Below are 26124 nucleotides of genomic sequence, written 5' to 3'. Positions count from 1 at the left end.
GGCCCAGGCGCTACAGTCGTCACCGCAAGTGGAGGAACATCATGCGCTCAGAAGACTTCCGTGCCGACAAGGGGCGTCCGTTCACCGGGGCCGAATACCTGGAGAGCCTGCGCGACGGCCGCGAGGTCTATATCAACGGCGAACGCATTGCCGACGTCACCACGCATCCGGCGATGCGCAATTCGGCGCGGTCGCTGGCGCGCCTTTATGATGCCCTGCATGACGCCAAGCAGCACGACGCGCTGACCTCGCCGACCGACACCGGTTCGGGCGGCTACACCCACAAATATTTCCGCGTTGCCAAATCCTCCGCCGAGCTTGTCGCCCAGCAAGCAGCTATCGCCCAATGGTCACGCATGTCCTATGGCTGGATGGGGCGCACGCCCGACTACAAGGCGGCGCTGATGAACACGCTTGGCGCCAATGCCGACTGGTATGGGCCGTTCAAGGACAACGCCCTGTCCTGGCATAGACGTGCGCAGGAAGCGGCGCTGTTCATGAACCACGCTATCGTCAATCCGCCGATCGACCGCCACAAGCCGGCCGAACAGGTGAAGGACGTCTTCGTCCACATCACCGGGGAAACCGACGCCGGCATCACCGTGTCCGGCGCCAAGGTGGTGGCGACGTCCTCGGCGCTGACCCACTACAATTTCCTTGCGCAGGGTTCGGCGACGGTCACCGAGGATCCGTCGTTGTCAGTGATGTTCATCGTGCCGATGAATGCGCCGGGGATAAAGATGTTCTGCCGCGTCTCCTACGAGCAGGCGGCCAATACCGTTGCAGCACCTTTCGACTATCCGCTGTCGTCGCGCTTCGACGAGAACGACGCGATCCTGGTACTCGACAACGTCTTCATCCCCTGGGAGGACGTGCTGGTGCTGCGCGACGCGCAGAAAATCCTGTCCTTCCATCCGGCTTCCGGCTTCATGCACGGCTATTGCTTCCAGGGCTGCACGCGTTTCGCCGTCAAGCTCGACTTCCTCGCCGGCCTGCTGGCAAAGGCGCTGCGCGCCACAGGCGGCGATGCCTTCCGCGGCAACCAGGCAGCGCTGGGCGAGGTCATCGCGCTGCGGCACATGTTCTGGAGCTTTTCCAACGCCATGGCCTACAACCCGATCCCGTGGGCGAACGGGGCGGTGCTGCCCAATCTGGAAGCGGCTCTCGCATACCGGACCTTCATGTCGGAAGCCTATCCGCGCGTCATCGACACCGTGCGTCGGGTGATTGCCTCGGGGCTGATCTACCTGCCGTCGTCGGTGCGCGACTTCAACAATCCCGAGATCGACAAATATCTGGCGCAGTACGTGCGCGGCTCCAACGACATGGGCCATATCGAGCGCATCAAGATCATGAAGCTGCTGTGGGACGCGACCGGCACCGAGTTCGGCGGCCGCCACGCACTCTACGAGCTCAACTATGCCGGGGCGCCGGAAGAGGTGCGGCTGCAGGTGCTGAAGGGCGCCGAACGCGGCGGGCGGCTGAAGGCGATGGAAGAGCTGGTCGACACCTGCATGGCCGACTATGACGAGAACGGCTGGACGGGAGATACCTGGTTCAATCCGCTTGCTTCGTCGGGCGAGTGAACCCAGATGGCCACGCAGATTTCGAAAGCCGATTTCCGCGACGCCATGGCGAGGGTCTGCGCGCCCGTCAACATCGTCACCACCGACGGCCCGGCAGGACGCGGCGGCTTCACCGCCACCGCCATGTGCAGCGTCTCCGACGAGCCGCCGACGCTGCTGGTGTGCATGAACGGCCGCTCGACGCAGGCCGCCATGTTCCTGTCCAACCGGCGCTTCTGCGTCAACGTGCTGACCCATGACCACATGCATCTGGCCGGAAAGTTCGCCGGCGCGACCAGGGACATGGAAGCCCGCTATTCGGCGGCACGTTGGCAGACGCTGACTTCAGGCACGCCGGCGCTGTCGGATGCGATCGTCAATTTCGATTGCGAGATCGAGGATGTGCATGTCGTCGGCACGCATAACGTCATGATCGGCCGCGTCATCGATGTCCGGCATGGCAGCGGTGGCTCGGCGCTGCTCTATGTCGACCGCAATTATACGCAGCCGACCCGGCTTGGCAGCTTTGGTGGCTGACTCGGCGCGAAACCGCCCGGACTGGAGGTCAGCTCTCGCCGTCGATGAGGTTTTCCAGGAGATCGAGCAACTGCTCCAACCTGTCGTGGCCGAAGCGCTGTTCGATGTCGTCATAGATGACGCGTCGCTCGGGCGAGAGGGCATCGATCAGGGCGGAACCGGCCGGGGCGATTGCCAGCACGACGCGGCGGCCGTCGCCTTCCGCCTTGTTGCGGGTGATGAACCTGCGCCCCTCGAGTGCCTTGATGATGCGCGTCAGGCTGGGCGGCAACACCGATGCGCGATCGGCAAGCTCCGTCGCCTCTACCGGACCGGCTTCGCTCAGCACGCGCAGCACGCGCCATTGCTGTTCGGTCACATCGTGGGCCGCGAGCATCGGACGAAACCGGGCCATCACCACTTCGCGGGCGTGCAGAAGCGCCATTGGCAGGGAACGACGGGTGTTTTCAGGCAGCAAGAAAAAGAGCCTCCCACGCTGGCTTGCGATCGAAAACAGGCCTTCTTCAGCCGAATCCGCCCACCGAAAGCCCGTTCCAGCCATCCCCGTATCGTTGCGCCAAGCCCGATGCAAGACTTGACTTCACGGGTATCCCATGTAATTAACGCGTTAACTACAACAAGGCAAGTGATTGGGGAGCGAAACGCCGTGCCGCACTTCTCCATCGAGTATTCGGCCAATCTCGATGCCAAGGTCGATATGGGCGAGTTGTGCGCGCTAGTGTTGCGCACCGTGCTGGACACCGGGCTGTTCGAAACCGGCGCCGTGCGGGTGCGGGCGTTTCGCGCCGAAGCCTACGCAGTGGCCGACAGGCTGCCGGAAAACGCCTTCCTCGACATGTCGTTTCGCATCGGAATCGGGCGCAGCGCGGAGGAGAAGAAGCGGACCGGCGAAGCCGTCTTCGCGGCGGTGAGCGAACACCTTGCCGCGCTGTTCGCAACGCCGCATTTCGCCCTGTCGCTCGAGATCCGGGAAATCGACCCGGTGCTGAGCTGGAAGAAGAATGCAATCCACCCGCGACTGCGCGGCAAGTGACGGAAGTTGAGATGTCCGACCTGCAAGGCAATCTGAAGAAGGCCGAGGCCTATCTGGCCCGTTTCAAGCGCGATGGCGTGCTGAACCAGATCGGCGGCGAAGCGGCGCCGGCGCTCGACGGCACGACGTTCGAAACGCTGTCGCCGGTCGACCTCAAGCCGCTGGCCAAAGTCGCGCGCGGTGGCGCCGCCGACATCGACCGCGCCGCCAAGGCGGCGAAGGTGGCGTTTCCGGCCTGGGCCGCGATGCCGGGCGAAGCGCGCAAGAAGCTGCTGCACAAAATAGCCGACGCGATCGAAGCGCGCGCCGAGGAGATCGCCTTCGTCGAATGCATGGACACCGGCCAGGCGCTGAAGTTCATGGCCAAGGCGGCGTTGCGGGGTGCCGAGAATTTCCGCTTCTTCGCCGACCGTGCGCCCGAAGCGCGCGACGGCGAGACGCTGCGGACCACCGGCCAGGTCAATATGACCACACGGGTGCCGATAGGCCCGGTTGGCATTATCACGCCGTGGAACACGCCGTTCATGCTGTCGACCTGGAAGATCGCGCCGGCATTGGCCGCCGGCTGCACCGCGGTTCATAAGCCGGCTGAATTTTCGCCGCTGACCGCACGCCTGCTGGTCGAGATCGCCGAAGAGGCCGGCTTGCCGAAAGGTGTGTGGAACCTTGTCAATGGGCTCGGCGAGCACGCCGGCAAGGCGCTGACCGAGCATCCCGACATCAAGGCGATCGGCTTCGTCGGCGAAAGCCGCACCGGATCAATGATCATGAAGCAGGGCGCCGACACGCTGAAGCGCGTGCATTTCGAGCTTGGCGGCAAGAATCCGGTGATCGTCTTCGCCGACGCCGACCTGGAGCGCGCCGCTGACGCCGCCGTGTTCATGATCTATTCGCTGAATGGTGAACGCTGCACCTCCTCGTCACGGCTGCTGGTCGAAGCCTCGGTCTACGACGAATTCACCGATCTGGTGGCGGAGAAGGCAAAGCGCATTACAATCGGCCATCCCCTGGATCCCGCAACGGTGGTCGGCCCGCTGATCCATCCGGTGCACGAGGAAAAGGTGCTCTCCTATATCGAGATCGGCAAATCGGAAGGCGCGGTGGTCGCCGCCGGCGGCGGCAAATTCGCCGGTCCGGGTGGCGGCTGCTATGTCAGCCCGACGCTGTTCATCGGCGCCACCAACAGGATGCGCATTGCCCAGGAAGAGATCTTCGGGCCGGTGCTGACTGCCATTTCCTTCAAGGACGAGGCGGAAGCGCTGGCGCTGGCCAACGACACGCAATACGGCCTGACCGGCTATCTCTGGACGTCGGACGTCACCCGCGCCTTTCGCTTCACCGATGCGCTGGATGCCGGCATGATCTGGGTCAATTCCGAGAATGTGCGCCATTTGCCGACGCCGTTCGGCGGCGTCAAGAATTCCGGCATCGGCCGTGACGGTGGCGACCATTCCTTCGACTTCTACATGGAGACGAAGAACATAGCCTTCGCCACGACCGCGCACGCGATCCAGAAACTCGGCGGCTGACCGGAGGAAATCAAATGCCCTTGCCCAAGCCCAATCTCTACCCTTCCTTCAACATCGTGCGCCTCAGCCATGTCGAGCTGGCCGTCACCGACCTCGCCAGGTCGCGCGCCTTCTATGTCGACACGCTCGGCCTGCAGGTCACCGACGAGACATCAGACACGATCTACCTCAGGGCATTGGAGGAGCGCGGGCATCATTGCATCGTGCTGAAGAAGGCCACTACGGCCGAAGCGCGCGACCTCGGCTTCAAGCTGTTCTCCGAGGAAGACCTCGACAAGGCCGAGCATTTCTTTGGGGGAAAAAGCCTGCCGGTGGAATGGGTCGAGCGGCCCTACCAGTCGCGCACCTTCCGCACCCGCGATCCGCACGGCATCCCGCTCGAATTCTACGCTCAGATGGAGCGACTGCCGCCGATCCATCAGAAATATGCGCTCTATCACGGCGTCAAGCCGCTGCGCATCGATCACTTCAACTGTTTCTCGCCCAATGTCGACGAGTCCGTCGCCTTCTACAACGAGCTCGGCTTCCGCGTCACCGAATACACCGAGGATGCTGCAACCGGAAAGCTGTGGGCGGCGTGGACGCACCGCAAGGGCGGCGTCCACGACATCGCCTTCACCAACGGCATCGGGCCGCGCCTTCACCATGTCGCCTTCTGGGTGCCGACGCCGCTCAACATCATCGACCTGCTCGATCTGATGGCGACGACCGGCTACCTGTCGAACATCGAACGCGGCCCCGGCCGGCACGGCATTTCCAATGCCTTCTTCCTCTATATCAGAGATCCCGACAACCATCGCATCGAGATCTACTGCTCGGACTACCAGACGGTCGACCCGGACCTCGAGCCGATCAAATGGGACCTCAAGGACCCGCAGCGGCAGACGCTGTGGGGCGCGCCGGCGCCGAAGAGCTGGTTCGAGGAAGGCAGTGCATTTGCCGGGGTTGCGGCGCGCCAGCCGGATCTGACGGCTTCGCCGATCATCGCGCCATGATGGCGGACGCAGGCCCAATGAGGAGACCCGGATGACTGGATATGGGCGGCTCGCTACCTTCACTGTCGGCGGCAAGGCACGGTATGGCGCGATCACCGGCAAGGGCGTCGTCGACCTGTCGGCCCGCCACGGCCAGTGGCCGACGCTGCGCGAGGTGATCGAGGCCGGCGCCTTGCTGCGCCTGGCGGAAGAGGCCGACGCCTTCGCCGCCGATTTCCCGCTTGACGCCATCGCCTACGATATCCCGATCCCGGCACCGGAAAAGATCATCTGCGTCGGCGTCAACTATCCCGACCGCAACGAGGAGTACAAGGACGGCCAGGCAGCACCTGCGAATCCGTCGCTGTTCATCCGCTTCCCGCGCTCGTTCGTCGGCCATGGCGCGCCGCTGGTGCGGCCGCCGGAATCACCGCAGCTCGACTATGAGGGCGAGGTCGTCATCGTCGTCGGCAAGGCCGGCCGGCGGATCGCGCAAGTCGACGCGCTCGATCACATCGCAGCACTCTCACTGTGCAATGAGGGCACCATCCGCGACTGGGTGCGCCATGCCAAGTTCAACGTCACGCAAGGCAAGAATTTCGACCGCAGCGGCTCGATCGGTCCCTGGCTGGTGCCGTTCACGGATGAGGCACAGATCGCCGATATCGCGCTGACTACCCGCGTCTATGGCGAACTGCGCCAGCAGGACCGCACCAGCAGGATGATCTTCTCGTTCCGCAAGATCATCGCCTATATCTCCACCTTCACCACGCTGGTGCCCGGCGATATCATCGTCACCGGCACGCCGACGGGTGCCGGCGCCCGCTTCGAGCCGCCGATCTGGCTGAAGCCGGGCGATGTGATCGAAGTCGAGGCCGAAGGCATCGGCGTGCTCAAGAACGGCGTCGTCGACGAGGCAGCATCATGACCCCCGAGCAAGTGGAAGACGCCGCCACGCGGCTGTTCGAAGCCGAGCGGTCGCGCCGCCAGGTCCGTTTGCTCAGCCTCGACTTTCCCGAGGCGACGATGGAGGACGCCTATCGCGTGCAGGCCGCACTGGTGACTCTCAAGATCGATGCCGGGCTGAAGCCGAAGGGCTGGAAGATCGGGCTGACCTCCAAGGCGATGCAATATGCGCTGGCCATCGACAGGCCGGATTCCGGCGTGCTGTTCGACGACATGTTCTTCAGCGATGGCGCGACGGTCCCCGCCGGCCGCTTCATCCAGCCGCGCATCGAGGCCGAGATCGCCTTTGTCATGAAGGCACCGTTGAAGGGTCCCGGCGTGACCCTCTTCGACGTGCTCAACGCCACCGACTACATCACGCCCGCGCTCGAAATCCTCGACACGCGCATCGAGCGCGTCAATGCGGAGACGAAAAAGGTGCGCACCTTCTTCGACACGATTTCCGACAATGCCGCCAATGCCGGCATCGTCATCGGCGGGCTGCCGCAACGACCCGATGAAGCCGACATGCGTTGGATCGGCGCCATCGTCTCGCGCAATGCCGAGGTCGAGGAGACCGGGCTTGGCGCCGGCGTGCTCAACCATCCAGCGATGGGCATTGCCTGGCTGGCGGACAGGCTCGCCCGCTACGGCATGTCGATTTCGGCTGGCGAGGTGGTGCTGTCGGGATCCTTCGTGCGGCCGGTCGAGGCGCGGTCCGGCGACACTATCGTCGCCGATTTCGGCAGTTCTGGCACGGTCAGCATTCACTTCGCCTGACGGTCGGCAACCCCGATCAGCCGCCATGCAGATAGGCGATCACCACATCGGCTGCGATGGCCGACATACGCATGCCGACATCCCTGGTGATGTCGCCTTCGACGCGGCTCTGCACCCAGCCGAGGAAGGCGAAGGCGCGCAACGCTGAAAACAGCGGCAGTGCTGCGATGTCCTGCGCCGTCAGTTCCCGCCGCTGCCGATAGCCGTCGAGCAGGGCGGCCTCGATCAGCGGATAGATCGCCTCCTCGCGGTTCTGGTAGAGGGCGACGGCAAGATCGTACATGTGCCAGCCATAGCCGCAATCGTCGAAATCGATGATGCGGATCGCGCCGTCATGGACGAGCACGTTCTCGCGCACGAGATCGGCATGGATGATGCCGAAATTGCGGGCGCTGCGTTTGTGCTCCGACAGCGCCTTCACAGCCTTGTCCCGCGCCTGGACAACCAGCTCGCGGCGGGAGCCGTCGAGGAAGGGCGAGGTCTCGAAGCGGCCCCAGGTTGGGGACGGGCCGAAGAAGCCGTCGAAATCCCAGGCATGGCGGGTAAAGCCGGGGGGCGGCGTCCAGGCGGCGGTGACATTGTGCATATGGGCGATGGTTCGCCCTATCGCCGTAAAAACCTGCCTTGCCTGCTCGGGCGTGTAGTCCAGCGGCACGCCTCGCGCCCCGACGGCGCGGCCCTCCAGCCAGCTGAGGCAATCGACCTGGCGACGCGGCCCCGATGTGCCGGCATCGACCGGCACGAACAGGTCGCCGTTCAGCGTCGCGACCGGAGACGGCGTCGCGACACCGGCCGACTGCAGGAAGGACATCCATTGCAGTTCCGAGCGCAGCGCGGCATCCGAGTGATAGCCAAGCCGGTGGATGCGCATGGCCGCCGGTTGCCCATCGGGCAGGCGGACCCGAAACACCGCATTCTCGCGGTATTTGAGCAGCTCCGGCGCGCCGTCGCGGATGCCCCAATAGGCGAGCGCGCGCCGCGCCAGTTCAGTGACGGCATCTTCCGGTTCGGACGGCACGGAAACAGCGTTCACGCCGGCACTCCACCGACTTCATCAAGCACCTCGTCGAGCGTGCCTATCAGGAAGGCGGCATCGTCGCGGGAAAACGGCATGGGCGGGCGGATCTTCAGCACATTGCCGTGGATGCCGGTCTTGCCCATCAGCACACCCCGATGGCGCATCCGGTTGGCGACTTGCTCGGCAATGTCTGATGCCGGCTCGCGCGTCTTGCGGTCGTGAACCAGCTCGGCGCCGAAAAACAGCCCAGCGCCCCTGACCTCGCCGATGCATTCGTGGCGATCGGCCAGCGGGCGCAGCAGGCCCTGCGCATAGGCACCGACGTCGCGTGCATTGGCGACGAGATCTTCCTGCTCCAGAACATCGAGAACGGCATTCGCCACCACGCAGGAAACCGGGTTGCCACCAAAGGTGTTGAAGTAGCGGAACGCGTTGCGGAAGGTCGCCAGGATGTCCCCGGTGGTGACCACGGCGGCGACCGGATGGCCGTTGCCCATCGGCTTGCCCATGGTGACGATGTCGGGAACGAAGCCGGCGCGCTGGTGGCCCCAGAAATGGCTGCCGGTGCGGCCGAATCCGGGCTGCACCTCGTCGGCGATGATCAGGCCGCCGGCTTCGCGCACCACACGCAGCGCGTCGTCGAAGAATCCAGACGGCAGCGCAGGGAAACCCTCATTAGCCAGCAGCGGACACAGGATGATGCCGGACAGGCCGATGCCGTCCTGCTCCAGCGAGGCGATGGCTTCGCGCACCGCGTCGCCAAAGGCCTTGCCGTTGGCCATCGCCTCCGGATGGCGATAGCTGTCGGGGGCCGGCGCCAGCCTGACATGGCGGGCACGGCCGCCGATCGGCGGCATACGCGTGCTGAGCTGCGAAACGGCGGAAGTGTTGCCGTGATAGGTGGCGTCGGTGGCGATGATGCCCATGCAGCCGGTGGCGGCCTGCGCCATGCGCAGCGCGATGTCGTTGGCTTCGCTGCCAGTGCAGGTCAGGATGGCGGTGGACAGGCTGGCATCGAAGGTCGCGGTCAGCCGCTCGACATAGTCGAGAATGGCCGTGTGCAAATAGCGCGTGTGGGTGTTGAGCAGGCTTGCCTGCCGGCACAGGGCCTCGACCACACGCGGATGGCAGTGGCCGACATGGGCGACGTTGTTGTAGGCATCGAGATATCTGCGGCCGTCGGCATCATAGAGCCAGACGCCTTCGCCGCGCACCACATGCACGGGCTCATCGTAGAACAATTGCGATTTCGCGCCGAGCAGGCGGGAACGCCGGCTAACCAGCGCCTCCTCGGCCAGTTTTTCCTGCGAATAAGCCATTTGCGTACCGAAACTCCGTTGTAGCCGCGTCAGACCTTAGACAGGCCTGCGTCCAGCGCTTCGCCGATTTTTACAACGTCGGCGGCGCTGATGATCAGCGGCGGCGACAGGATGATGTTGTTGCCGGAGACGCGCAGCATGACGCCGGCTTCGTAAGCCGCCTCCGAAACCACGGCCATGGTCTTCTTGTCGGTCGGCTTCTTGGTGGTGCGATCTGAGACCAGTTCGAGTGCCGCCATCAGGCCCTTGTACCTGACATCGCCGACGATCGCGTGCCTAGCCTTCAGCCCTTCCAGCACCGCTGCCAGTTCGATGCCGCGCGCCGCCGCGTTCTCGTCCAGGCGAAGCCGTTTGGTCTCGGCAAGTGCCGCCAGCCCCGCGGCGCAGCCGACCGGGTGGCCGGAATAGGTATAGCCGTGGCCGATCGAGCCGAAGCTGGTCTTGTCAGCTTCGAAGACGTCGGCCACCTTTGCACCAATCAGAGTGGCACCGAGCGGGAAATAGCCGGAGGTGATCGCCTTGGCGATGGTCATGAAATCCGGCTTCACGCCCGACAGCCGCGAACCCGACCATGCGCCCGAGCGGCCGAAGCCTGTCACCACCTCGTCGGCGACCAAAAGGATCTCGTGGCGGTCGCAGATGTCGCGCACCAACGGCATGAAGCTCTCATGCGGGACGATGACACCGCCGGCACCCAGAACCGGCTCCATGATGAAAGCGGCGATGGTGTCGCCGCCCTGGAAGGCGATCTCGTCCTCCAGCGCCTTGGCGCAAAGTCTCGCCAGCCGCGCCGGGTCGGTCTCGTCGAACGGGTTGCGGAAGGTCCACGGCGCCGGGATGTGGAAGACACCGGGCAGCAGCGGCTCGTAGTTGCGGCGGAAATTGGCGTTGCCGTTGACCGACGCGCCGCCGAAATGGGTGCCGTGGTAGCCCTTCTTCAGGGCGAGGAACTTGGTGCGGTCGCCCTGGCCACGGATCTTCCAGTATTGCCGGGCCAGTCGCAGCGCGGTTTCGACCGAATCGGAGCCGCCCGAGGTGAAGAAGGTCCGCACCATGCCTTCCGGCTCGAACCATTCGCCGAGCTCGTAGGCGAGTTCGATCGACGGTCCGGTCGAGGTGCCGCGAAAGCCGGAATAGTAAGGCAGCGCAGTGAGCTGGTCGGCGATTGCCTTTTTGATCGGGTCGCAGCTGTAGCCGAGATTGACGTTCCACAGGCCGCCGACGGCGTCGAGCACGCTTCTGCCATCGATGTCGGTGACGGTGACCCCCTCGCCCTTCATGATGATCTTCGGCGGATTGGCCCGCATCTCAGCCGGATGCGCCATCGGATGCCAGATCGGCTTGGCGTTCTTTTCGGTGAGGAAATTGATGTCGCGCATGGCAGGCTCCGCAAATGGTCTCAGACGGCTAGGACGAGGTAGAAATGGCCGAGGGCTTCGGCATAGGAAAGTGCCGGCCGCGCAACGTCGAAATGAACGGTGCGCATGCCGGCTGTGCGGCCGCCATCGACATTGCGCTGCTGGTCGTCGACGAAGACGCAAGACTCGGCAGGCAGGCCGAGCGCCTCGGTGACGAAGGCATAGGCGCGGGGATCGGGCTTGAGGATGCCGGTATAGGTGGCGTCGACGATGGTGTCGAACAGGCCGAGCAGAGGCAGCCGCCGGCGGAAGTCGGTACCGTAGAAGAGGTCGAGTTCGTTGGACAGGATCGCCAGGCGAAACCCCGCGGCATGGACGGCGCGGATGGCGCTGTCGGCCTCCGGCCGCACCACCTTTTCCGGCTCCGCCCCGCGCGCACGCTGGACGAAGGTCTCCATTGCCTGCCAGTCCTCGCCTATGAGCCGGCCAACCTCGCTTGTGCGCCTACGCCAGTAATCGCGCTCGCTGATCTCGTCGGCCTGCATCGCGCGCCAGAGCGGATCGCTGTCCGGATCGAACGGCCCGCGCCATTGCAGCGTGCCTGGCTTTAGCCCGAGCGCCTGTTCGGTCAAGGCATGGGTCTCGAACAGCGTCCGGGTGACGACACCGCCGAAATCCAGGACCAGCGCCTGAGCCAAAGGAACGCTCAAGCGGCTTCTCCCTTGGCTGGCGCACCGCGCGGAACAATGCCTTCCTCGACCCATCGGTCGAAGATCTCGAGCGCCTTGCCGACAAAGTCGTCGCTGTTGATGTGGGCGTCGATCTCGTGGAACTCTACGCCAACAGGCATGGCCTTGCGCATTTCGTCGGCGAAGGCGGCGAGGGCCTCCGGTTCGTAGAGCGGCTCGCCCGGCATGTCCCATTCCTGGATGCCGCCGGAGGGCAGGATGAAGGCGGCGCGCCCTTTCGCCGCGCCGATCTTGGCGGCGATGGTCCTGGCGACCTGGCGGCGATCGTCGGCATCGACGGTGACCGAACCGATCAGCCTGTTGTGAGCGTGGAAGGGGCGTCGGGCAAATTTAGCCGGCAAATCCTGCCAGGTCGGCAGATCGACCATGTCGACGGCTCCGGGCGCCGCGATCTGCGGAATGCCGCGGGCGCCGGCGTTCTCCAGCCGGTCGATGCCGGAACTGACGACGGAGCCGGCGAGATGGTTGGTGATTTCCTGCAGGCTGAAGTCGAACACCGCGCAGAAATGGCCTTGCCCTGCAATCGATTCGAAGGCGCGACCGCCCATTCCGGTGGTGTGGAAGACGGCGACGTCGTAGCCGCGCTGCTCCAGCGCAGGCTTCAGTGTCTTCATGTAGCGCAGGCAGCTGCTGCCGAGCGAGGTCATGCCGATGATCGGTCCGGTGGCGGGAGACGCGGCGCGCGACGCCAGCATGATCCTGGCCGCGCCGACGACCGCGCCACAGGCCTGCGAGAGAACCGCTCTGCAGATGCTGTTGAGGCCATAAAGCCCACCAGCCCACAGGATCATCATCAGGTCGGGCGCAACGCGTTCGGGCGGAATAAGGTGTGAATAGGAGATGGTTGAGACGACGAATTTCGGCACGCCGAGCGGCAGACAAAGCGCTACGTCGAGCGCCAGGTCGGTTCCCATCGAGCCGCCGATGGCGATGAAGCCGTCGATCTCGCCGGTTTGATAAAGCTTGCGCGTCAGTTGCACGGCGCCGCCGGCCATCAGCGTCATGGCGGTGTTTTCGTCACCGCTCGAAACGATCTCGGCGATCGTCACATCCACGGCGCGCGCAACGGCATGCTTGTCGTGATCGGGGCTGTAGGGCGGGTCGCCCAGCACGCTGACATCCATCATCACGGCGCGGCCACCCGATGCCTCGATGCACTGCTTCATGAACTGGAGCTCGTCGGCCTTGGTGTCACCGGTGCCGATGACCAGGATGCGGGGCACTGTTGCCGTCTCTGCAGACATCACGCCTGCCTCCTCAGGGTTTGCAGGTTTTCGCCGTTGAGGCGCATCGAAATCTCCCGTGCCGCGGCCATCACCGCAAGCCCCCGTTCCGCGATCGCCGCCGCCGTCGTCCTGGCCTTCGGCGCGGCCACCGCGATGGTGCCGAGCGCAAAGCCGTCCGCTGCGCGGATTGCCGCCGCGACGCTGATCACGCCTTCCTCGAAACCTTGGTCGCAGATCGAATAGCCGCGGTCGCGCGTCTCCTCGATGGAGCTGGAAATGGCGGCCGGCTCGATCAGCGTATGCGTCGTGAAGGCCTTGAGGGAGCCCGTCAGGCATGCCTTGACGGTCTCGTCGCGGGCGAAGGCCAGATAGGCGATGCCGGAGGCGGTGGAGTGCAGCGGCAGAAGCTGGCCGATATCGATATTGACCCGGTTTGCCCAGGCCGGATGCTCGACATGGACGGTGACCAGCGCATCGACGCCGAATTCCGACAGATGCACGGTCTCGGCCGTGGACGCCGCGAGGTCCCGGACCAGGGGAACCGCTGTCTGCTGGAACGGAAAGCGCGCCTCGCGGATGCGGGCCAGACGCGACAGGCCGGCGCCGAGGCGATAGTGCCGGGTGGCGGCATCCTGTTCGACGAAGCCATGGCCGGTCAACGCCACCAGCAGCCGTCGCGTCGTCGCCTTGTCGAAGCCCGACCGGCGCGCCAGATCCGACAGCCCGAGTTCGGGCTCGTCGACGGTGAACAGCTCCAGAAGTGAGATCGCCTTGCCGACCGTACCCAACTTCGCCTCCTTCGACTAATCATTTAACGTGTGAATTAACTTGACAGGCATCGGCTTTGTTTGCAAGTCTATATTCAAAATAAGGGTTCAAATAATGAACCGGCATCCAGAGCAGATGGAACAGGCCGATTGGCCGGCGGACCCAAGGGTTCGCACACAGGAGGGACCAATGTCAGCAGTTACGGAGCAGGCGCCGGCCAACAGGCTGCGCAAGAACAGTCTTGGCGTCGGCGCCATCACCTTCATGGTGATTTCGGCGGCGGCCCCCCTTACGGCGGTGGCAGGCGGCACGCCGCTCGGCATGCTGATGGGCAACGGTGCCGGCTTTGCCGGGACCTATCTCATCGTGACCATCCTGCTGCTGTTGTTCGCGGTCGGCTATGTGACGATGTCGCGCCATGTCGGGAATGCCGGCGCCTTCTACGCCTATGCGGCGCGCGGCCTTGGCGGCCTGGCCGGCGGCGCCACGGCGCTAATCGCGATCCTGTCCTACAATGCCATGCAGATCGGCGTCATGGGCCTGCTCGGCACGGCGACGGCCGGATTGTTTGCCGGCTGGGGCATCAATTTGCCCTGGTGGGTATGGAGCTTCATCGCCATCGCGCTGGTCGCCGTGCTCGGCTATCGCCAGGTCGACCTGTCGGCCAAGATCCTGACCGTGCTGGTGCTGTGCGAATATCTGGTGGTGCTTGTCCTCGACATCGCCATCCTCAAGACCGGCGGCGATAGCGGTCTGTCGGCGGCGCCGTTCAGCTGGAGCCAGATCACATCAGGTGCACCGGCCATCGCCATCCTGTTCTGCTTTGCCGCCTTCATCGGTTTCGAGGCGACGACCATCTATGCCGAGGAAGCCCGCGACCCCGAGGTCACCATTCCGCGTGCCACCTATTTCTCCGTCCTGCTGATCGGCGTCTTCTATATGGTCACGGCATGGCTGATGGCCGTCGGCGCCGGTGTCGACAAGCTGCTACCGGCGCTGCAGGGCTGCAGGATCCGACGACCTTCCTGTTCGGCCTGTCCGATCGCTACGCCGGAACGATGCTGTCGCACGCGATGAGCATCCTGTTCGTTTCGAGCCTGTTTGCCGGCGTGCTGGCGTTCCACAATGCGGTTGCCCGCTACATCTACGTCTCGGGCCGCGAGAAGCTTCTGCCGCAGACGATCGGCGTGACGCATTCGCTGCACCAGAGCCCGCATGTCGCTTCGGTCATCCAGAGCGTGCTGGCGGCAATCGTCGTCGGGCTGTTCGCCGTGCTCGGCCTCGATCCGGTGCTGGCATTGTTCTCGTGGCTGACCAATGTCGCGACGCTCGGCGTCATCGTCATGATGGCGGTGGCGTCGCTGGCCGTGGTGATGTTCTTCCGGGCCAATCCGGCCGCCCAGGAGAATGCGTTGAAGACCTCCATCCTGCCCGGGCTGACCTTCATCGCCTTCGTCGTCATCATCTACCTGATCGTCATCAATTTCGGCAGCCTGTCGGGTGCCGGCGGCTTCCTCGGCGTGTTCCTGCCGGGATTGGTGCTGATTGCCGCTGTTGTCGGATTGCTGCTCGCGAGCGCGCTGAAGAGCCGCGATCCGGTCGCCTTCGAAAATGTCGGCCAGCCGTTGAAGGATTGAGCGAAGCTAGAGGGCGGAGTATCGCGTCGCCCTCTAGCGCATGCTTCCTGGGGATTCCGTCACCAATGATCAGCCAAAATGCCATCGACGCGCTGCGCAAGACGGAGATCGGCGCACGGCGCCTGTTCATGGATGGCCTGCAGATCGATGGCATGAGCGGCGCGAGCCTGCCGGTGACCTCGCCGGTCGACGGCCGGCCCTTCGCCAGCATCGCCGACGGCAATGCCGCCGACATCGACCGCGCCGTCATGTCGGCGCGCAAGGCCTTCGAGAAAGGTTCGTGGTCGCGCTCGGCACCCGCCTTTCGCAAGAAGGTGCTGACAAGACTCGCCGAGCTGGTCGAAGAGCATGCCGACGAACTGGCCGTGCTTGGCGTACGCGACAACGGCACCGAAATCGGCATGGCCTACAAGGCCGAACCGCTCTCGGCGGCAGGCACCATCCGTTACTATGCCGAGGCGATCGACAAGATCTATGGCGAGATCGCGCCGACGGCCGAGAACGTGCTCGGGCTGATCCACAAGGAGCCGCTCGGCGTCGTCGGCGTCATCGTGCCGTGGAACTTTCCGCTGATGATCGGCGCCTGGAAGATCGCGCCCGCGCTCGCCGCTGGCAATTGCGTGGTGGTCAAGCCGCCGGAGATCGCTTCGCTGACGCTGCTGCGGCTGGCCGAATTGGCAATCGAGGCCGGACTTCCCGCCGGTGTGCTCAACGTCGTCACCGGGCGCGGCGCGGTCACCGGTGAAGCGCTCGGCCTGCATATGGATGTCGACGCCATCGCCTTCACCGGGTCGGGGCCTGTCGGCCGGCGGCTGCTCGAATATTCCGCGCGTTCCAATTTGAAGCGGGTCTTCCTCGAACTCGGCGGCAAGTCGCCCAACATCGTCTTTGCCGACGCCCCGGACCTGAAGCAGGCGGCGGTCGTCTCGGCTAATGGCATCTTCCGCAATTCCGGCCAGGTCTGTGTCGCCGGCTCGCGCCTGCTCGTCCAGGCGTCGGTCTATGACCGCTTCATGGACGAGCTTCTCTCGGCGACCACACGGCTGAAGGTCGGCGATCCGCTCGATCTCTCAAGCGACGTCGGCGCGGTGTCGAGCTTCGAACAGCTGGCCAAGAATCTCGGCTTCGTCGAGCGGGCGCAAGCCGAAGGCGCCCGGCTGCTCACCGGCGGTGAACGAATTCTCGCTGAGACCGGCGGCAGCTACATGGCGCCGACGATCTTCGACAACGTGACGCAGGACATGCAGCTGGCCCGCGAGGAGGTGTTCGGGCCGGTGCTCGGCGTCATGCGCTTCGAGACCGAGGAGGAGGCGGTGCGCCTGGCCAACTCGACCGTCTATGGACTTGCGGCGGCGGTGTGGACAGCCAACCTTTCCACCGCGCATCGCATGGTGCGCGCCATCAATGCCGGCATTGTCCACGTCAACACCTATGGCGGCGCCGACATCACCGTGCCGCTCGGCGGCGTCAAGCAGTCCGGCTTCGGCCGCGACAAGTCGCTGCACGCGCTGGAGAAATATCTCGACCTCAAGACTGCCTGGATCGCTCTCTGAGACCGGCGGCAGCCGGTTCTCTTGGAATCTGCCTCCCTCTCAGGGCGCGCCGGGATCGACTGAAGGCCCCGCCGCGGTCGGTCCAGCAGCGTCTTGTGCTCACTCTCCTGAAATTTTTGAGAGAATATTCCCGGCGTTGACGAGAACGGCGAAACGCGTTCTTTGATAAAATCGATAGAATTTCTGACGATGTGCTCAAGGCTCGGCAATCTGCCTGGCTGCCATGACTTCACAACCGCAGAGATCAATCATGACTGACTCCAAAAACACCTTGCCATCTTCCCTTTGGTCAACCCTCAATCGGCGCAGTGGCCTTGCCCTGCTGTTCGCGTCGGCTGTCGCGATCGGCAGCCTGATGGCGTCTCATGCGTCGTTCGCCGAGGACAAGAAGGCGATCAAGGTCGGCATCATCAGCGGCGAGGATGAGGATGTCTGGCGCGTCGTCGTCGCGCAGGCGGTCGAAAAGGGCCTCACCATCGAGACCGTGGTGTTCAACGACTATACCCAGCCCAACGAGGCGCTCGAGCGTGGCGAAATCGACGCCAATGCCTTTCAGCACCAGCCCTATCTCGACAATCAGATCAAGACGCAGGGCTACCACATCGTCCGCGTCGGCTATACCGGCGTCTGGCCGATCGGCCTCTACTCCAAGAAGTACGCCAAGGTCGCCGACCTGCCCGAAGGCGCGGTCATCGGCGTGCCTAACGATCCGTCCAACGAAGGCCGGGCGCTGCGCGTGCTGCAGAACGAGGGCGTTATCAAGCTGAAGGACGGCACCGGTATTCTGGCCACCACCGCCGACATCGCCGAGAATGCCAAGAAGGTGGTGATCAAGGAGCTCGATGCCGGCATCGTCGGCCGTTCGGTCGAGGACCTTGACGCCGCCGTGGTCAACACCGACTGGGCGTTGAAAAGCGGCCTGACGCCTGAAAACCGCATCGCGCAGGAGCCCATCGCCGACAATCCCTACCGCAACTTCATCGCGGTGACGGTCGGCAATGAGAACGAGGCCTGGGTGAAGACGCTGGTGGCGTCCTATCAGAACGAGGCGGTGAAGGCCGAGTTCGACAAGGTCTACAAGGGCACCGGCCTCAGCGCCTACTAGGGGATATGCGGGCGCTGACGTGCCTGCTTTTACCGGGAAAGCGGTCCGCGCAACGCGCGGGCCGCAATTGTATTTCTAGGGATCCGCGCATGAACCAGCATTTTACCGCAACCGCCGAGACCACGGACCAGCCGGGCGCAACACCGCAGGACGTGGTGCGCCTTGTCGACCTGAAGCGCCGCTTTGGCGGGACAGCGGCACTCGATGGCATCTCGCTGACGGTGCGCAAGGGCGAGATCCTCGGCATCATCGGCCGCAGCGGCGCAGGCAAATCGACGCTGATCCGCTGCCTGAACGGGCTGGAGCGGCCCGATTCCGGCGAGGTGTTCATCGAAGGCCGCGAGATCAGCCGGCTTGGCGAGCGTGATCTGCAGCCGCTGCGGCGGCGCATCGGCATGATCTTCCAGCACTTCAACCTTTTGTCGGCCAAGACGGTCGAGGACAATGTGGCGCTGCCGCTGAAGATCGAGGGCCGACCAAAGGCCGAGCGGCTGCAGCGCGCCGCCGAACTGCTTGACCTTGTCGGCCTGTCGGAGAAGGCCAAGGCCTATCCGGCATCGCTGTCGGGCGGCCAGAAGCAGCGCGTCGGCATCGCCCGGGCGCTTGCGGCGCGGCCGGCGCTGCTGCTGTCGGACGAAGCCACTTCGGCGCTCGACCCGGAGACGACACGCTCCATCCTCGCCCTGCTGAAAGACATCAACCGGCAGCTTGGGCTGACCATCCTGCTGATCACCCATGAGATGGAGGTGATCCGCTCGATCGCCGACCGGGTGGCGGTGATCGATGCCGGCCGCATCGTCGAGGAAGGGCCGGTCTGGTCGGTGTTTGCCGAGCCGCGCTCTGAGATCACACGCAGCCTGCTCGGCGCCATCCGGCCGCAGCTGCCCGCCGAACTGGCCGCCCGGCTGCTGCCGTGGGCCGGCACGGAGACGGTCCTGCGCGTGGACGTGGCCGGCGAGGCGGCTCGCGACCCATTGCTGTCCGATCTCGCCACCGCCGTTCCAGGCCCCTTCCGTCTCATCCACGGCGGCATCGACCACATCCAGCAGCAGCCCGTCGGCACGTTGTTCGTTTCTGTCCCTGGCAGCGATGCAAGCCATCTCGCCGCCGTCATCACATTCCTGAAGGCCCGCCAGGCGCGGGTGGAGGTGCTTGGCCATGTCGCCAATCCTGTTTGAGCTCCTGCTGCGTTCGATCTGGGAGACCGTGCTGATGACGGCCGCGTCCGGCCTGATCTCGCTGGTCTTCGGCCTGCCGCTGGGGCTGGCGCTGATCGCCACCGAACGCGGCGGCATCGCCGAAAGCCTATGGGTGAACCGCGCGCTCGGCGCCGTCATCAACGGCTTCCGTTCGGTGCCCTTCATCATCCTTCTGGTGGCGCTGATCCCGGTGACGCGGCTGATCGTCGGCACCTCGATCGGCACTTGGGCGGCCATCGTGCCGCTGTCGATCGCCGCCACGCCCTATTATGCGCGCATCGCTGAAGTGTCGCTGCGCGAAGTCGACCGCGGGTTGATCGAGGCGGCGCGCGCCATGGGCGGGAATCGTTGGACGATCATCCGCGAGGTGCTAGTGCCCGAAGCCCTGCCCGGCATCGTCGCCGGTTTCACGGTGACGCTGGTGACGCTGATCGGCGCCTCGGCGATGGCCGGCGCCATCGGCGCCGGTGGGCTCGGCGATCTCGCCATCCGCTACGGCTACCAGCGTTTCGAGACCAGCGTCATGATCGCCGTGGTGATCGTGCTGATCATCCTGGTCTGCGGCATCCAGTGGGCGGGCGACAGGCTGGTGGCGAGGCTGGATCGGCGGGGGTGAGGACTGGGCCGACGATCCGAGCCTGTAGCGGTGCTTCTGAACCACAAGGCCCGCAGATCATGGCTTGGACGAGGTCTGCGTCGCTGCGTTGGGACGAAGAAGTTCAGTAGTTGCCGACGTCGTCGTCAGGTCGACGTCCGGGACTATTGGCACCAAGGCCAGTAGCCGCCCCGTAGGCCTTCCAGGTCGCAGAGGCATATGCCGCTGCTATGCTGTACAAAAATCGGCCAAGGTGGACCTTGCGCCACTTCGGCAGTTCGTTCGTGAGCGTTTCACCTGCCTTTCCCAAAACCTCGGTGACGATGGACATTGGAGTTTCCTCTCGGATGTTGTTAGTTGCGAGAGGCAACATCGAATGCGGGGCGTGAGATGCCTGTGAAAAGCTCGTGAATATCGCGGAAAAAGCAGAAATTCAGAGTATATCGCGATGAGCCCGGCGCGGCTCGATCTCCTGGGTGGTTTTCACCTGACGTCGCCGCAGGGGAAACCCTTGGAGGTGGCTGCCAAGAAGAATAGAGCGCTTCTGGGCATTCTCGCCGTAGCACCGAACCAGGAGGCGACGCGTCACAAGCTGGCTGCTCTTCTTTGGAGCGATCGAGGTGAGGAGCAGGCAAGGGACAGTCTGCGGCAGGCCCTGGCGGCTATCCGCAAGGACTTTGCCGAGTTGGGAGCGGATGCCTTGGCCCTGGTCGGGGATCGTGTCGCGCTCAATCCGAAATTCTTCACCATCGACGTGACTGAATTCGTCGCTGCATCCGCGAGCCGTGACGCGGCCGAGCTTCGGCGGGCTGCCACCCTCTATGCCGGACCTTTTCTTGATGGGTTGAGCACGTCCGACAACGCTTTCGAGGATTGGCTGCGCGAAGTCCGTGCCGACCTGTCCTCGCGCGTAATCGATGTGTTCCAAGTTTTGGCTGAATCGGTGAGCGGTACCGAGCGCGTTGCTATTTCCGAACGGCTGGTTGCTCTTGATCCGCTACGGGAGCCGTCGCATGTCGCGCTGATGCGGGCACATATCGCCTCTGGTCAGGCTGCGCTCGCCATCAAGCAGTATGAGGCGTGCAAGCTGTTGCTGAAGCGCGAACTGAACCTGGAGCCAGGTGACGAGCTTCGGCTGTTGCGCAGGAGCATGGACGAGACGCCCAGACCGCAAATCGGTGGCGCATCAAGCCGCGGACCAGTCGTTGCAGTTCTTGCATTCGAGAATATGAGCAGCGACGCCAGCCAGGAATATTTCAGCGACGGGGTCACCGAGGACATCATCACCGAACTGGGGCGATTCGGTGAACTTCATCTCATAGCCCGCAATTCCTCCTTTGTGTTCAAGGGAAGGACTGTCGACGCCGTCACCATCGCGAAGCAGTTGTCCGTCGACTACCTGCTTCGGGGTAGCATTCGCCGTGCCGGCGACAGGGTCAGGATCTCATCGCAACTCATAGAGGCCAGATCCGGCAATCAAATCTGGGCCGATCGATTCGATCGGGAGCTGACTGATATTTTTGAGCTCCAGGAGGAGATCGCCAGAAGTGTCGCTATCACTGTTGTCGGCACAATCCGAACTTCGGGTGTGGAGAAGATACGGCGCCTTCCGATCACCCAGCTCGATGCCTACGATCTGTATCTTCAGGCTCGCGTTCGGATGGTTCGCTATGACACCACTCTTGAAGCAGAGCCTTATCTTGCCAGGGCGATTGAGCTCGACCCGAATGTCGCTACCATCCATGCGATGATGGCGACTGTACTCACAAGCAAATGGCTGCTTGAGGGGGACGGGAACACTCTCAAGATCGCGCTTGTCCATGCTCGCCGCGCACTAAAGCTTGGGCCGAAGGAGGCATGGAGCCATATTGCGGTGGGTCACACGCTGATCTTCATGGGACAGTTAGAGGAGGCGCTGCTGCATCTCGAGCAGGGTGTGAACCTCAACCCGAACGAAACCCGGGCAAGGGCGATACGGGGCTTGTGCTGGAGCTATCTCGGTCGGCATGAAGAAGCTTTGTCCGATCTGGACGTCTGTATCGCCCGTGATCCCCTAAATTACGATTGGTTCTGGGATCTACGCGGACAAGTTCTTCTGGTTCTCGGACGGTATCCTGAGGCGATAGCCTCCTACCGGAATCTCAATGCCTATGCATTTTGGGCCTATGCGTTTCTGGCGGTCTGTCATTTGAGAATGGGCGACGAGCAACTCGCCGCTCACGCAGCCAGACAGTGTCTGGCGGCAAGGCCCGGTGCGACTGTAAGCACCATCTTGATCGATCCGTATCGTAACCCAAAGATCCTGGCGGACCTTCGGAGAGACCTGCTTGCTGTCGGCATACCCGATGGATGAATGTCGGCCCTCCGCAACGATACCCGTTCGTTCCCTTAACCCAAAAGGAAAGCCCAAGAGCGATTTCCGGAACAAGCCGCGCTAGCCCCTCAGCCTCACCCCCTCGGGGTCGAAGAACGGGATTGGCGCCACGACCGCGCGGGTCGGCTTGCCGTCGATGTCGATGCCGAGTTCGGTGCCGACGGCGGTGAACGGCAGCCGCAGATGCGCGGTCGCCAGCACCTTGCCGAGGGAATAGCCGTGGTCGCTGTAGGTGACGATGCCGGCGTCCTCGCCATCGGCCAGCACCCTGGCGTCGGTCGCGGCCGGCCTGTCGCCGTCGAGGATCAGCCCGACCCATTGCTCGTCGAGGCCCTTGTCGCGGACCTTGAGCAAGGCTTCGCGGCCGACGAAATCGCCCTTGTCGAATTTGATCCAGCGGTCGAGGCCGACATGGAACGGCGTGCGGGTCTCGTCCATGTCGATGCCATGCGCCGGATAGGCCTTTTCCAGTCCGAGCGTGAACATCGCCAGCACGCCATAGGGTTTCAGGCCAAAGTCACGGCCGGCCGTCATCAGCACGTTCCAGACCGAAGCCGCCTCGTCGGCCGGCACGAACAGTTCGAAGCCTAGCTCGCCGGTCACCCCGGTGCGCGAGATCAGTATCTTCGTCTCACCAATGCGCCCCGAGGCGAACGACCAGCGCTTGAGCCCGTCCAGATCGGCATCCGCGATCAACGCCTTCAGCAGGTCGCGCGAGCGCGGCCCCTGGATGGTCGGGAAGGCGATGGCCGCGGTGATGTCGGTGACATAGGCCTTGCGCCCCTGCGCATGATGCAAAAGCCACGGCAGCATCTTCAGGCGGTTGACCGAGCCGGTCACCAGCATGAAATGCTCGGGCGCAAGACGGAACACGGTGAGATCATCCATGATGCCGCCATCCTCGCGGCAGACGGTGGAATAGCGGACCTGGCCGGGCTTCATCGCCGCGGCGTCGTTGACGATGACATGGTTGACCAGCGCCTCGGCGTCCGGCCCCTTGATGTCCATCTTGCCCATGGTGCTGAGATCCTGCACGCCGACATTCTTGCGCGTGTTCAGGTGCTCGTCGGCAATGCCGGAATAAGTCTTGGCCGAAATGAAATCGCCGCCGACCCGACCCATAGTCGCGCCCAGTCCGACGATGCTGCTGTAGAAGGGGGAGCGCCGCTCGGCCAAGGAAGTCTCCATTATTGCGGTTCCAGAAGCCGGACTCAACTGCCGTAGACGTCGAACGAGAAGTACTTATCGTTGATTTCCTTGTATTTTCCGTTGGCGCGCAGCGCGTCTATTGCCGCATTGAACTTGTCGGCCAGCTCCTTGTCGCCTTTCTGCAGCGCGATGCCGACGCCGGGGCCGTGAATGGCCGGATCGGCCGTCAAGGTGCCAAGCAGCTTGCAGCAGGCGCCGTCCGGTTTCTTCAGCCATTCGGTCAGGATGATCGAGCCGTCCATCATCGCGTCGAGGCGGCCATTGGCCATGTCGGTGCGGGCGTCATCGCCGGTCGGATAGGCCTTGACGGTCGAGCCTGAGTATTTCTGCTCGGCGAATTTCTGGTGGATGGTCGCGGTCTGCACGCCGAGCGCCTTGCCTTTCAGATCGTCCGGCGAGGTGCCCGCGATGGTCGAATCCTTCGGCACTGCGATGGCCGGCGGCGTCTGGTAGTATTTGTGGGTGAACTCGACCTTCTCGGCCCGCTCGGGCGTGATGGTGATGTTGACGATCGCATCGAACTTGCCGGCCTGCAGCGCCGGTATCGAGCCATCGAAATCCTGCACGGTGAATTCGCACTCGGCCTTCATCTCAGCGCACAGCGCCTTGCCGAGATCGATGTCGAAGCCGCCCAGCGTGCCATCGGCATTGGCGTAGTTGAAGGGCGGATAGGCGCCCTCGGTGCCGATCCTGAGCTTCCTGTCCTGGGCGGAAGTGGCACCCGTGGCGAGAACCAGGGCGACCGAGGCGGCAAGCACGAAACGACCGAAAAGACGCATGTCCGAGATCTCCGTTGACAGGAGAAGTCTACGGGCTTTCGTGACCCCGGCGGAGACGGAAACGACATGTCATGCGCCGATCACGGCGCGGCGAACGATCCAAGCAGCCGGCAGTGTTAGCCGGCGCGCTGCTTGTCCGTCGCTTTCCGGTCGACGGCGGACTCGCCTGCCGAGAGGACAACGCCGAATTTTTCGCTGGCTTCCGCTGACGTGTAGTATCCCAGCGAAACGTCGCGCCGCACCAGTTCCGGATCGCGCTCAAGCGGATCGCCATAGCCGCCGCCGCCCGGCGTGCCGACGCGCACGCGATCGCCGGCCTTCAGGGCGATGTCCTGCTCCTTGGAGAGATGCGGCGGCACGTGCTCCTCGCCATTGCGGAAGACGGTCACAGTGTTGACCGCGCCGTCCTTGCCGCCGAGCGCGCCCTGCGGGCCGAAACGGCCGTGGTCCATGACGAAGGAGGCGCGGGCATCGCCGCGCAGGATTTCAACCTCATAGGCGAGGCCGAAACCGCCGCGCTGCTTGCCGGCGCCGCCCGAGCCTTCGCGCAAGGCATAGTGGCGGTAGAGCACCGGAAAGGCCTGTTCCATGATCTCGACCGGCGGCGACTTAGAGATGCCGATGGTCGAGCAGCCATTGGTCAGGCCGTCATGGCCTGAATTGCCGCCATAACCGCCGCCGGAGATCTGGTACATGACGTAGTCGCGGCCGCGCGCGGGATCGTTGCCGCCGAGCGCGAAATTGCCGCTGGAGCCGGCCGGGGCCGCCGTCACCTTGTCCGGCAGTGCCTGCACCATGGCCGCGAACACCGCCTCGGCGATGCGCTGCGAGACCTCGGCTGCGCAGCCCGAGACGGGGCGCGGATATTTGGCGTCGAGGAAGGTGCCTTCCGGCCGCTTGACGTTCAGTGGCTCGAAAGCGCCGGCGCTGATCGGCACGTCCGGGAAAATGTGGCGCATGGCGAGATAGACCGACGACAGGGTGGTCGCCAGCACGCTGTTCATCGGCCCGGCGCAGGGCTTTGATGAGCCGGCAAAATCGAAGGTCAGCGTGTCGCCCTTTTTCTCGACGGCCAGCGCTATGGTCAGCGGCTCGTTGACCACCCCGTCGGAATCGACAAAGGCCTTGGAATGGTACGTGCCGTCCGGGATGGCCGATATGTTGGCGCGCATCTGCTCGGCTGCGCGCCGGCGCAATTCGGCAATCGCCTCGACAACAGTTTCGTCTCCGTAACGATCCAGGATTCCGTTGAGCCGGTCCTGGCCGATCAGCAGTGCAGCAGCCTGGGCGCGGATGTCGCCGATGCGCTGGTCGGCAACGCGGATGTTGGAGCAGATGATGGCGTAGATTTCCGGATCAAGCACGCCCTTCTTGAACAGTTTCACCGGTGGCAGCCGCAGGCCTTCCTGTTCGACCGCGGTCGCGGAAGCCGAGAAGCCGCCCGGCACCGAGCCGCCAATGTCAGGCCAGTGGCCGGTGTTGGACAGCCAGCAAAAGATTTTTCCTGCCCGGTAGACCGGCATGGCAAAGCGCACATCCATCAGATGGGTGCCGCCGAGATAAGGATCGTTGACGATGTAGATGTCGCCGGGCTCCGGCGGCAGGCAGCGGCCATCGGCGATCATCTCGATCACCGTTTTGGTCGAATATTGCATAACGCCGACGAACACCGGCAGGCCTTGGCTGCCTTGCGCGATCAGCGAGCCGTCAACGGCCGAATAGATGCCGTCGGAGCGGTCGTTGGCCTCGGCGATGACCGGCGAGAAAGCGGCGCGGGAGAAGGTCAGGTCCATCTCGTCGCAGACCTGCTGCAAGGCCGCCTGGAGGACCGAAAGGGTGATGGCGTCGAGCTTTGCCATATCAATGTCAGGC

The 26124-nt window shown here is 64.0% G+C and carries 23 protein-coding genes and 1 pseudogene; 13 read left to right on the top strand and 11 right to left on the bottom strand.

Annotated features, from left to right (window positions below):
• The first annotated feature begins 41 nt into the window (after positions 1 to 41).
• Both AC0ZT5_RS26210 and AC0ZT5_RS26205 read left to right on the top strand, forming a co-directional pair.
• A complete protein-coding gene (locus tag AC0ZT5_RS26210) occupies positions 42 to 1586 on the top strand; it encodes a 4-hydroxyphenylacetate 3-hydroxylase N-terminal domain-containing protein (RefSeq protein ID WP_488498794.1) in 1545 nt (514 codons plus the stop codon).
• 6 nt (positions 1587 to 1592) lie between these two features.
• Positions 1593 to 2102, top strand: coding sequence for a flavin reductase (locus AC0ZT5_RS26205; RefSeq protein ID WP_111545276.1), 510 nt, complete (start codon positions 1593 to 1595; stop codon positions 2100 to 2102).
• 28 nt (positions 2103 to 2130) lie between these two features.
• On the opposite strand, the gene hpaR is transcribed toward AC0ZT5_RS26205, so the two are convergent.
• Positions 2131 to 2526, bottom strand: coding sequence for a homoprotocatechuate degradation operon regulator HpaR (gene hpaR, locus AC0ZT5_RS26200; RefSeq protein WP_245445969.1), 396 nt, complete (start codon positions 2524 to 2526; stop codon positions 2131 to 2133).
• A gap of 222 nt (positions 2527 to 2748) precedes the next feature.
• Here hpaR and AC0ZT5_RS26195 point away from each other — a divergent pair, with 222 nt between their 5' ends.
• From AC0ZT5_RS26195 to hpaH, 5 genes are read left to right on the top strand one after another with little or no spacing between them, the layout of a single operon-like run.
• Positions 2749 to 3135, top strand: a complete 387-nt coding sequence (locus AC0ZT5_RS26195) for a 5-carboxymethyl-2-hydroxymuconate Delta-isomerase (RefSeq protein WP_477280968.1) — start codon at positions 2749 to 2751, stop codon at positions 3133 to 3135.
• 11 nt (positions 3136 to 3146) lie between these two features.
• Positions 3147 to 4664, top strand: a complete 1518-nt coding sequence (gene hpaE / locus AC0ZT5_RS26190; protein WP_488498793.1) for a 5-carboxymethyl-2-hydroxymuconate semialdehyde dehydrogenase — start codon at positions 3147 to 3149, stop codon at positions 4662 to 4664.
• 14 nt (positions 4665 to 4678) lie between these two features.
• Complete coding sequence (hpaD, locus tag AC0ZT5_RS26185; RefSeq protein ID WP_488498792.1) at positions 4679 to 5659, top strand: 3,4-dihydroxyphenylacetate 2,3-dioxygenase; 981 nt, start codon at positions 4679 to 4681, stop codon at positions 5657 to 5659.
• Positions 5660 to 5690: 31 nt separating this feature from the next.
• Positions 5691 to 6566: a fumarylacetoacetate hydrolase family protein gene (locus AC0ZT5_RS26180; protein ID WP_488498791.1), complete on the top strand. Its 876-nt coding sequence runs from the start codon at positions 5691 to 5693 to the stop codon at positions 6564 to 6566.
• Positions 6560 to 7363: a 2-oxo-hept-4-ene-1,7-dioate hydratase gene (hpaH, locus tag AC0ZT5_RS26175; protein ID WP_488498820.1), complete on the top strand. Its 804-nt coding sequence runs from the start codon at positions 6560 to 6562 to the stop codon at positions 7361 to 7363. The genes AC0ZT5_RS26180 and hpaH overlap by 7 nt, the downstream gene beginning before the upstream one ends.
• Positions 7364 to 7379: 16 nt before the next feature.
• On the opposite strand, the gene AC0ZT5_RS26170 is transcribed toward hpaH, so the two are convergent.
• Genes AC0ZT5_RS26170 through AC0ZT5_RS26145 form a run of 6 tightly spaced genes read right to left on the bottom strand, consistent with a single transcriptional unit; the run spans position 7380 to position 13821 of the window.
• A complete protein-coding gene (locus AC0ZT5_RS26170) occupies positions 7380 to 8396 on the bottom strand; it encodes a phosphotransferase enzyme family protein (protein ID WP_488498790.1) in 1017 nt (338 codons plus the stop codon).
• Entirely contained in the window at positions 8393 to 9700 is a 1308-nt protein-coding gene (locus AC0ZT5_RS26165; RefSeq protein WP_488498789.1) for an aminotransferase class III-fold pyridoxal phosphate-dependent enzyme, read from the bottom strand. The genes AC0ZT5_RS26170 and AC0ZT5_RS26165 overlap by 4 nt, the downstream gene beginning before the upstream one ends.
• Positions 9701 to 9729: 29 nt before the next feature.
• The gene (locus AC0ZT5_RS26160) at positions 9730 to 11079 is read right to left on the bottom strand and encodes an aminotransferase class III-fold pyridoxal phosphate-dependent enzyme (RefSeq protein WP_488498788.1); all 1350 of its coding nucleotides are present in this window, start codon (positions 11077 to 11079) and stop codon (positions 9730 to 9732) included.
• 20 nt (positions 11080 to 11099) lie between these two features.
• Positions 11100 to 11756, bottom strand: a complete 657-nt coding sequence (locus AC0ZT5_RS26155; protein ID WP_488498819.1) for an HAD family hydrolase — start codon at positions 11754 to 11756, stop codon at positions 11100 to 11102.
• Between the two features lie 8 nt (positions 11757 to 11764).
• Positions 11765 to 13051 carry a Tm-1-like ATP-binding domain-containing protein gene (locus tag AC0ZT5_RS26150; RefSeq protein ID WP_488498787.1) on the bottom strand — a complete coding sequence of 429 codons (1287 nt, stop codon included), beginning with the start codon at positions 13049 to 13051 and terminating at the stop codon, positions 11765 to 11767.
• Entirely contained in the window at positions 13051 to 13821 is a 771-nt protein-coding gene (locus AC0ZT5_RS26145) for an IclR family transcriptional regulator (protein ID WP_488498786.1), read from the bottom strand. The genes AC0ZT5_RS26150 and AC0ZT5_RS26145 overlap by 1 nt, the downstream gene beginning before the upstream one ends.
• A 169-nt stretch (positions 13822 to 13990) precedes the next feature.
• Here AC0ZT5_RS26145 and AC0ZT5_RS26140 point away from each other — a divergent pair.
• The 5 genes and pseudogenes from AC0ZT5_RS26140 to AC0ZT5_RS26120 all read left to right on the top strand — a co-directional run bounded on the left by AC0ZT5_RS26140 (position 13991) and on the right by AC0ZT5_RS26120 (position 19911).
• A pseudogene (locus AC0ZT5_RS26140) lies at positions 13991 to 15438 on the top strand (APC family permease).
• Between the two features lie 65 nt (positions 15439 to 15503).
• The gene (locus AC0ZT5_RS26135) at positions 15504 to 16991 is read left to right on the top strand and encodes an aldehyde dehydrogenase (protein WP_488498785.1); all 1488 of its coding nucleotides are present in this window, start codon (positions 15504 to 15506) and stop codon (positions 16989 to 16991) included.
• Positions 16992 to 17241: 250 nt separating this feature from the next.
• Positions 17242 to 18096, top strand: a complete 855-nt coding sequence (locus AC0ZT5_RS26130) for a MetQ/NlpA family lipoprotein (protein ID WP_488498784.1) — start codon at positions 17242 to 17244, stop codon at positions 18094 to 18096.
• 89 nt (positions 18097 to 18185) lie between these two features.
• On the top strand, positions 18186 to 19274 hold the full coding sequence (locus tag AC0ZT5_RS26125; RefSeq protein ID WP_488498783.1) for a methionine ABC transporter ATP-binding protein: 1089 nt from the start codon (positions 18186 to 18188) through the stop codon (positions 19272 to 19274).
• Positions 19255 to 19911, top strand: coding sequence for a methionine ABC transporter permease (locus AC0ZT5_RS26120; protein ID WP_127266743.1), 657 nt, complete (start codon positions 19255 to 19257; stop codon positions 19909 to 19911). Before AC0ZT5_RS26125 ends, AC0ZT5_RS26120 begins: the two co-directional genes overlap by 20 nt.
• A 103-nt stretch (positions 19912 to 20014) precedes the next feature.
• On the opposite strand, the gene AC0ZT5_RS26115 is transcribed toward AC0ZT5_RS26120, so the two are convergent.
• Complete coding sequence (locus AC0ZT5_RS26115; RefSeq protein ID WP_457151789.1) at positions 20015 to 20221, bottom strand: hypothetical protein; 207 nt, start codon at positions 20219 to 20221, stop codon at positions 20015 to 20017.
• 117 nt (positions 20222 to 20338) lie between these two features.
• Between AC0ZT5_RS26115 and AC0ZT5_RS26110 the strand changes: the two genes are divergently transcribed.
• The gene (locus AC0ZT5_RS26110) at positions 20339 to 22243 is read left to right on the top strand and encodes a BTAD domain-containing putative transcriptional regulator (protein ID WP_488498782.1); all 1905 of its coding nucleotides are present in this window, start codon (positions 20339 to 20341) and stop codon (positions 22241 to 22243) included.
• A gap of 81 nt (positions 22244 to 22324) precedes the next feature.
• On the opposite strand, the gene AC0ZT5_RS26105 is transcribed toward AC0ZT5_RS26110, so the two are convergent.
• The 3 genes from AC0ZT5_RS26105 to AC0ZT5_RS26095 form a co-directional block, all read right to left on the bottom strand.
• Positions 22325 to 23452: an aminomethyl transferase family protein gene (locus tag AC0ZT5_RS26105; protein ID WP_488498781.1), complete on the bottom strand. Its 1128-nt coding sequence runs from the start codon at positions 23450 to 23452 to the stop codon at positions 22325 to 22327.
• Positions 23453 to 23475: 23 nt separating this feature from the next.
• Positions 23476 to 24252 (bottom strand): ABC transporter substrate-binding protein, encoded by a 777-nt coding sequence (locus tag AC0ZT5_RS26100; protein WP_488498780.1) that lies wholly within the window; start codon positions 24250 to 24252, stop codon positions 23476 to 23478.
• Between the two features lie 116 nt (positions 24253 to 24368).
• Positions 24369 to 26111, bottom strand: a complete 1743-nt coding sequence (locus AC0ZT5_RS26095; RefSeq protein WP_488498818.1) for a hydantoinase B/oxoprolinase family protein — start codon at positions 26109 to 26111, stop codon at positions 24369 to 24371.
• Positions 26112 to 26124: the final 13 nt, after the last annotated feature.

This window comes from Mesorhizobium sp. CNPSo 4670, assembly GCF_057784235.1.
Note: the sequence above shows the minus strand (reverse complement) of the source record. Positions and strands in the feature narration are given on the sequence as shown.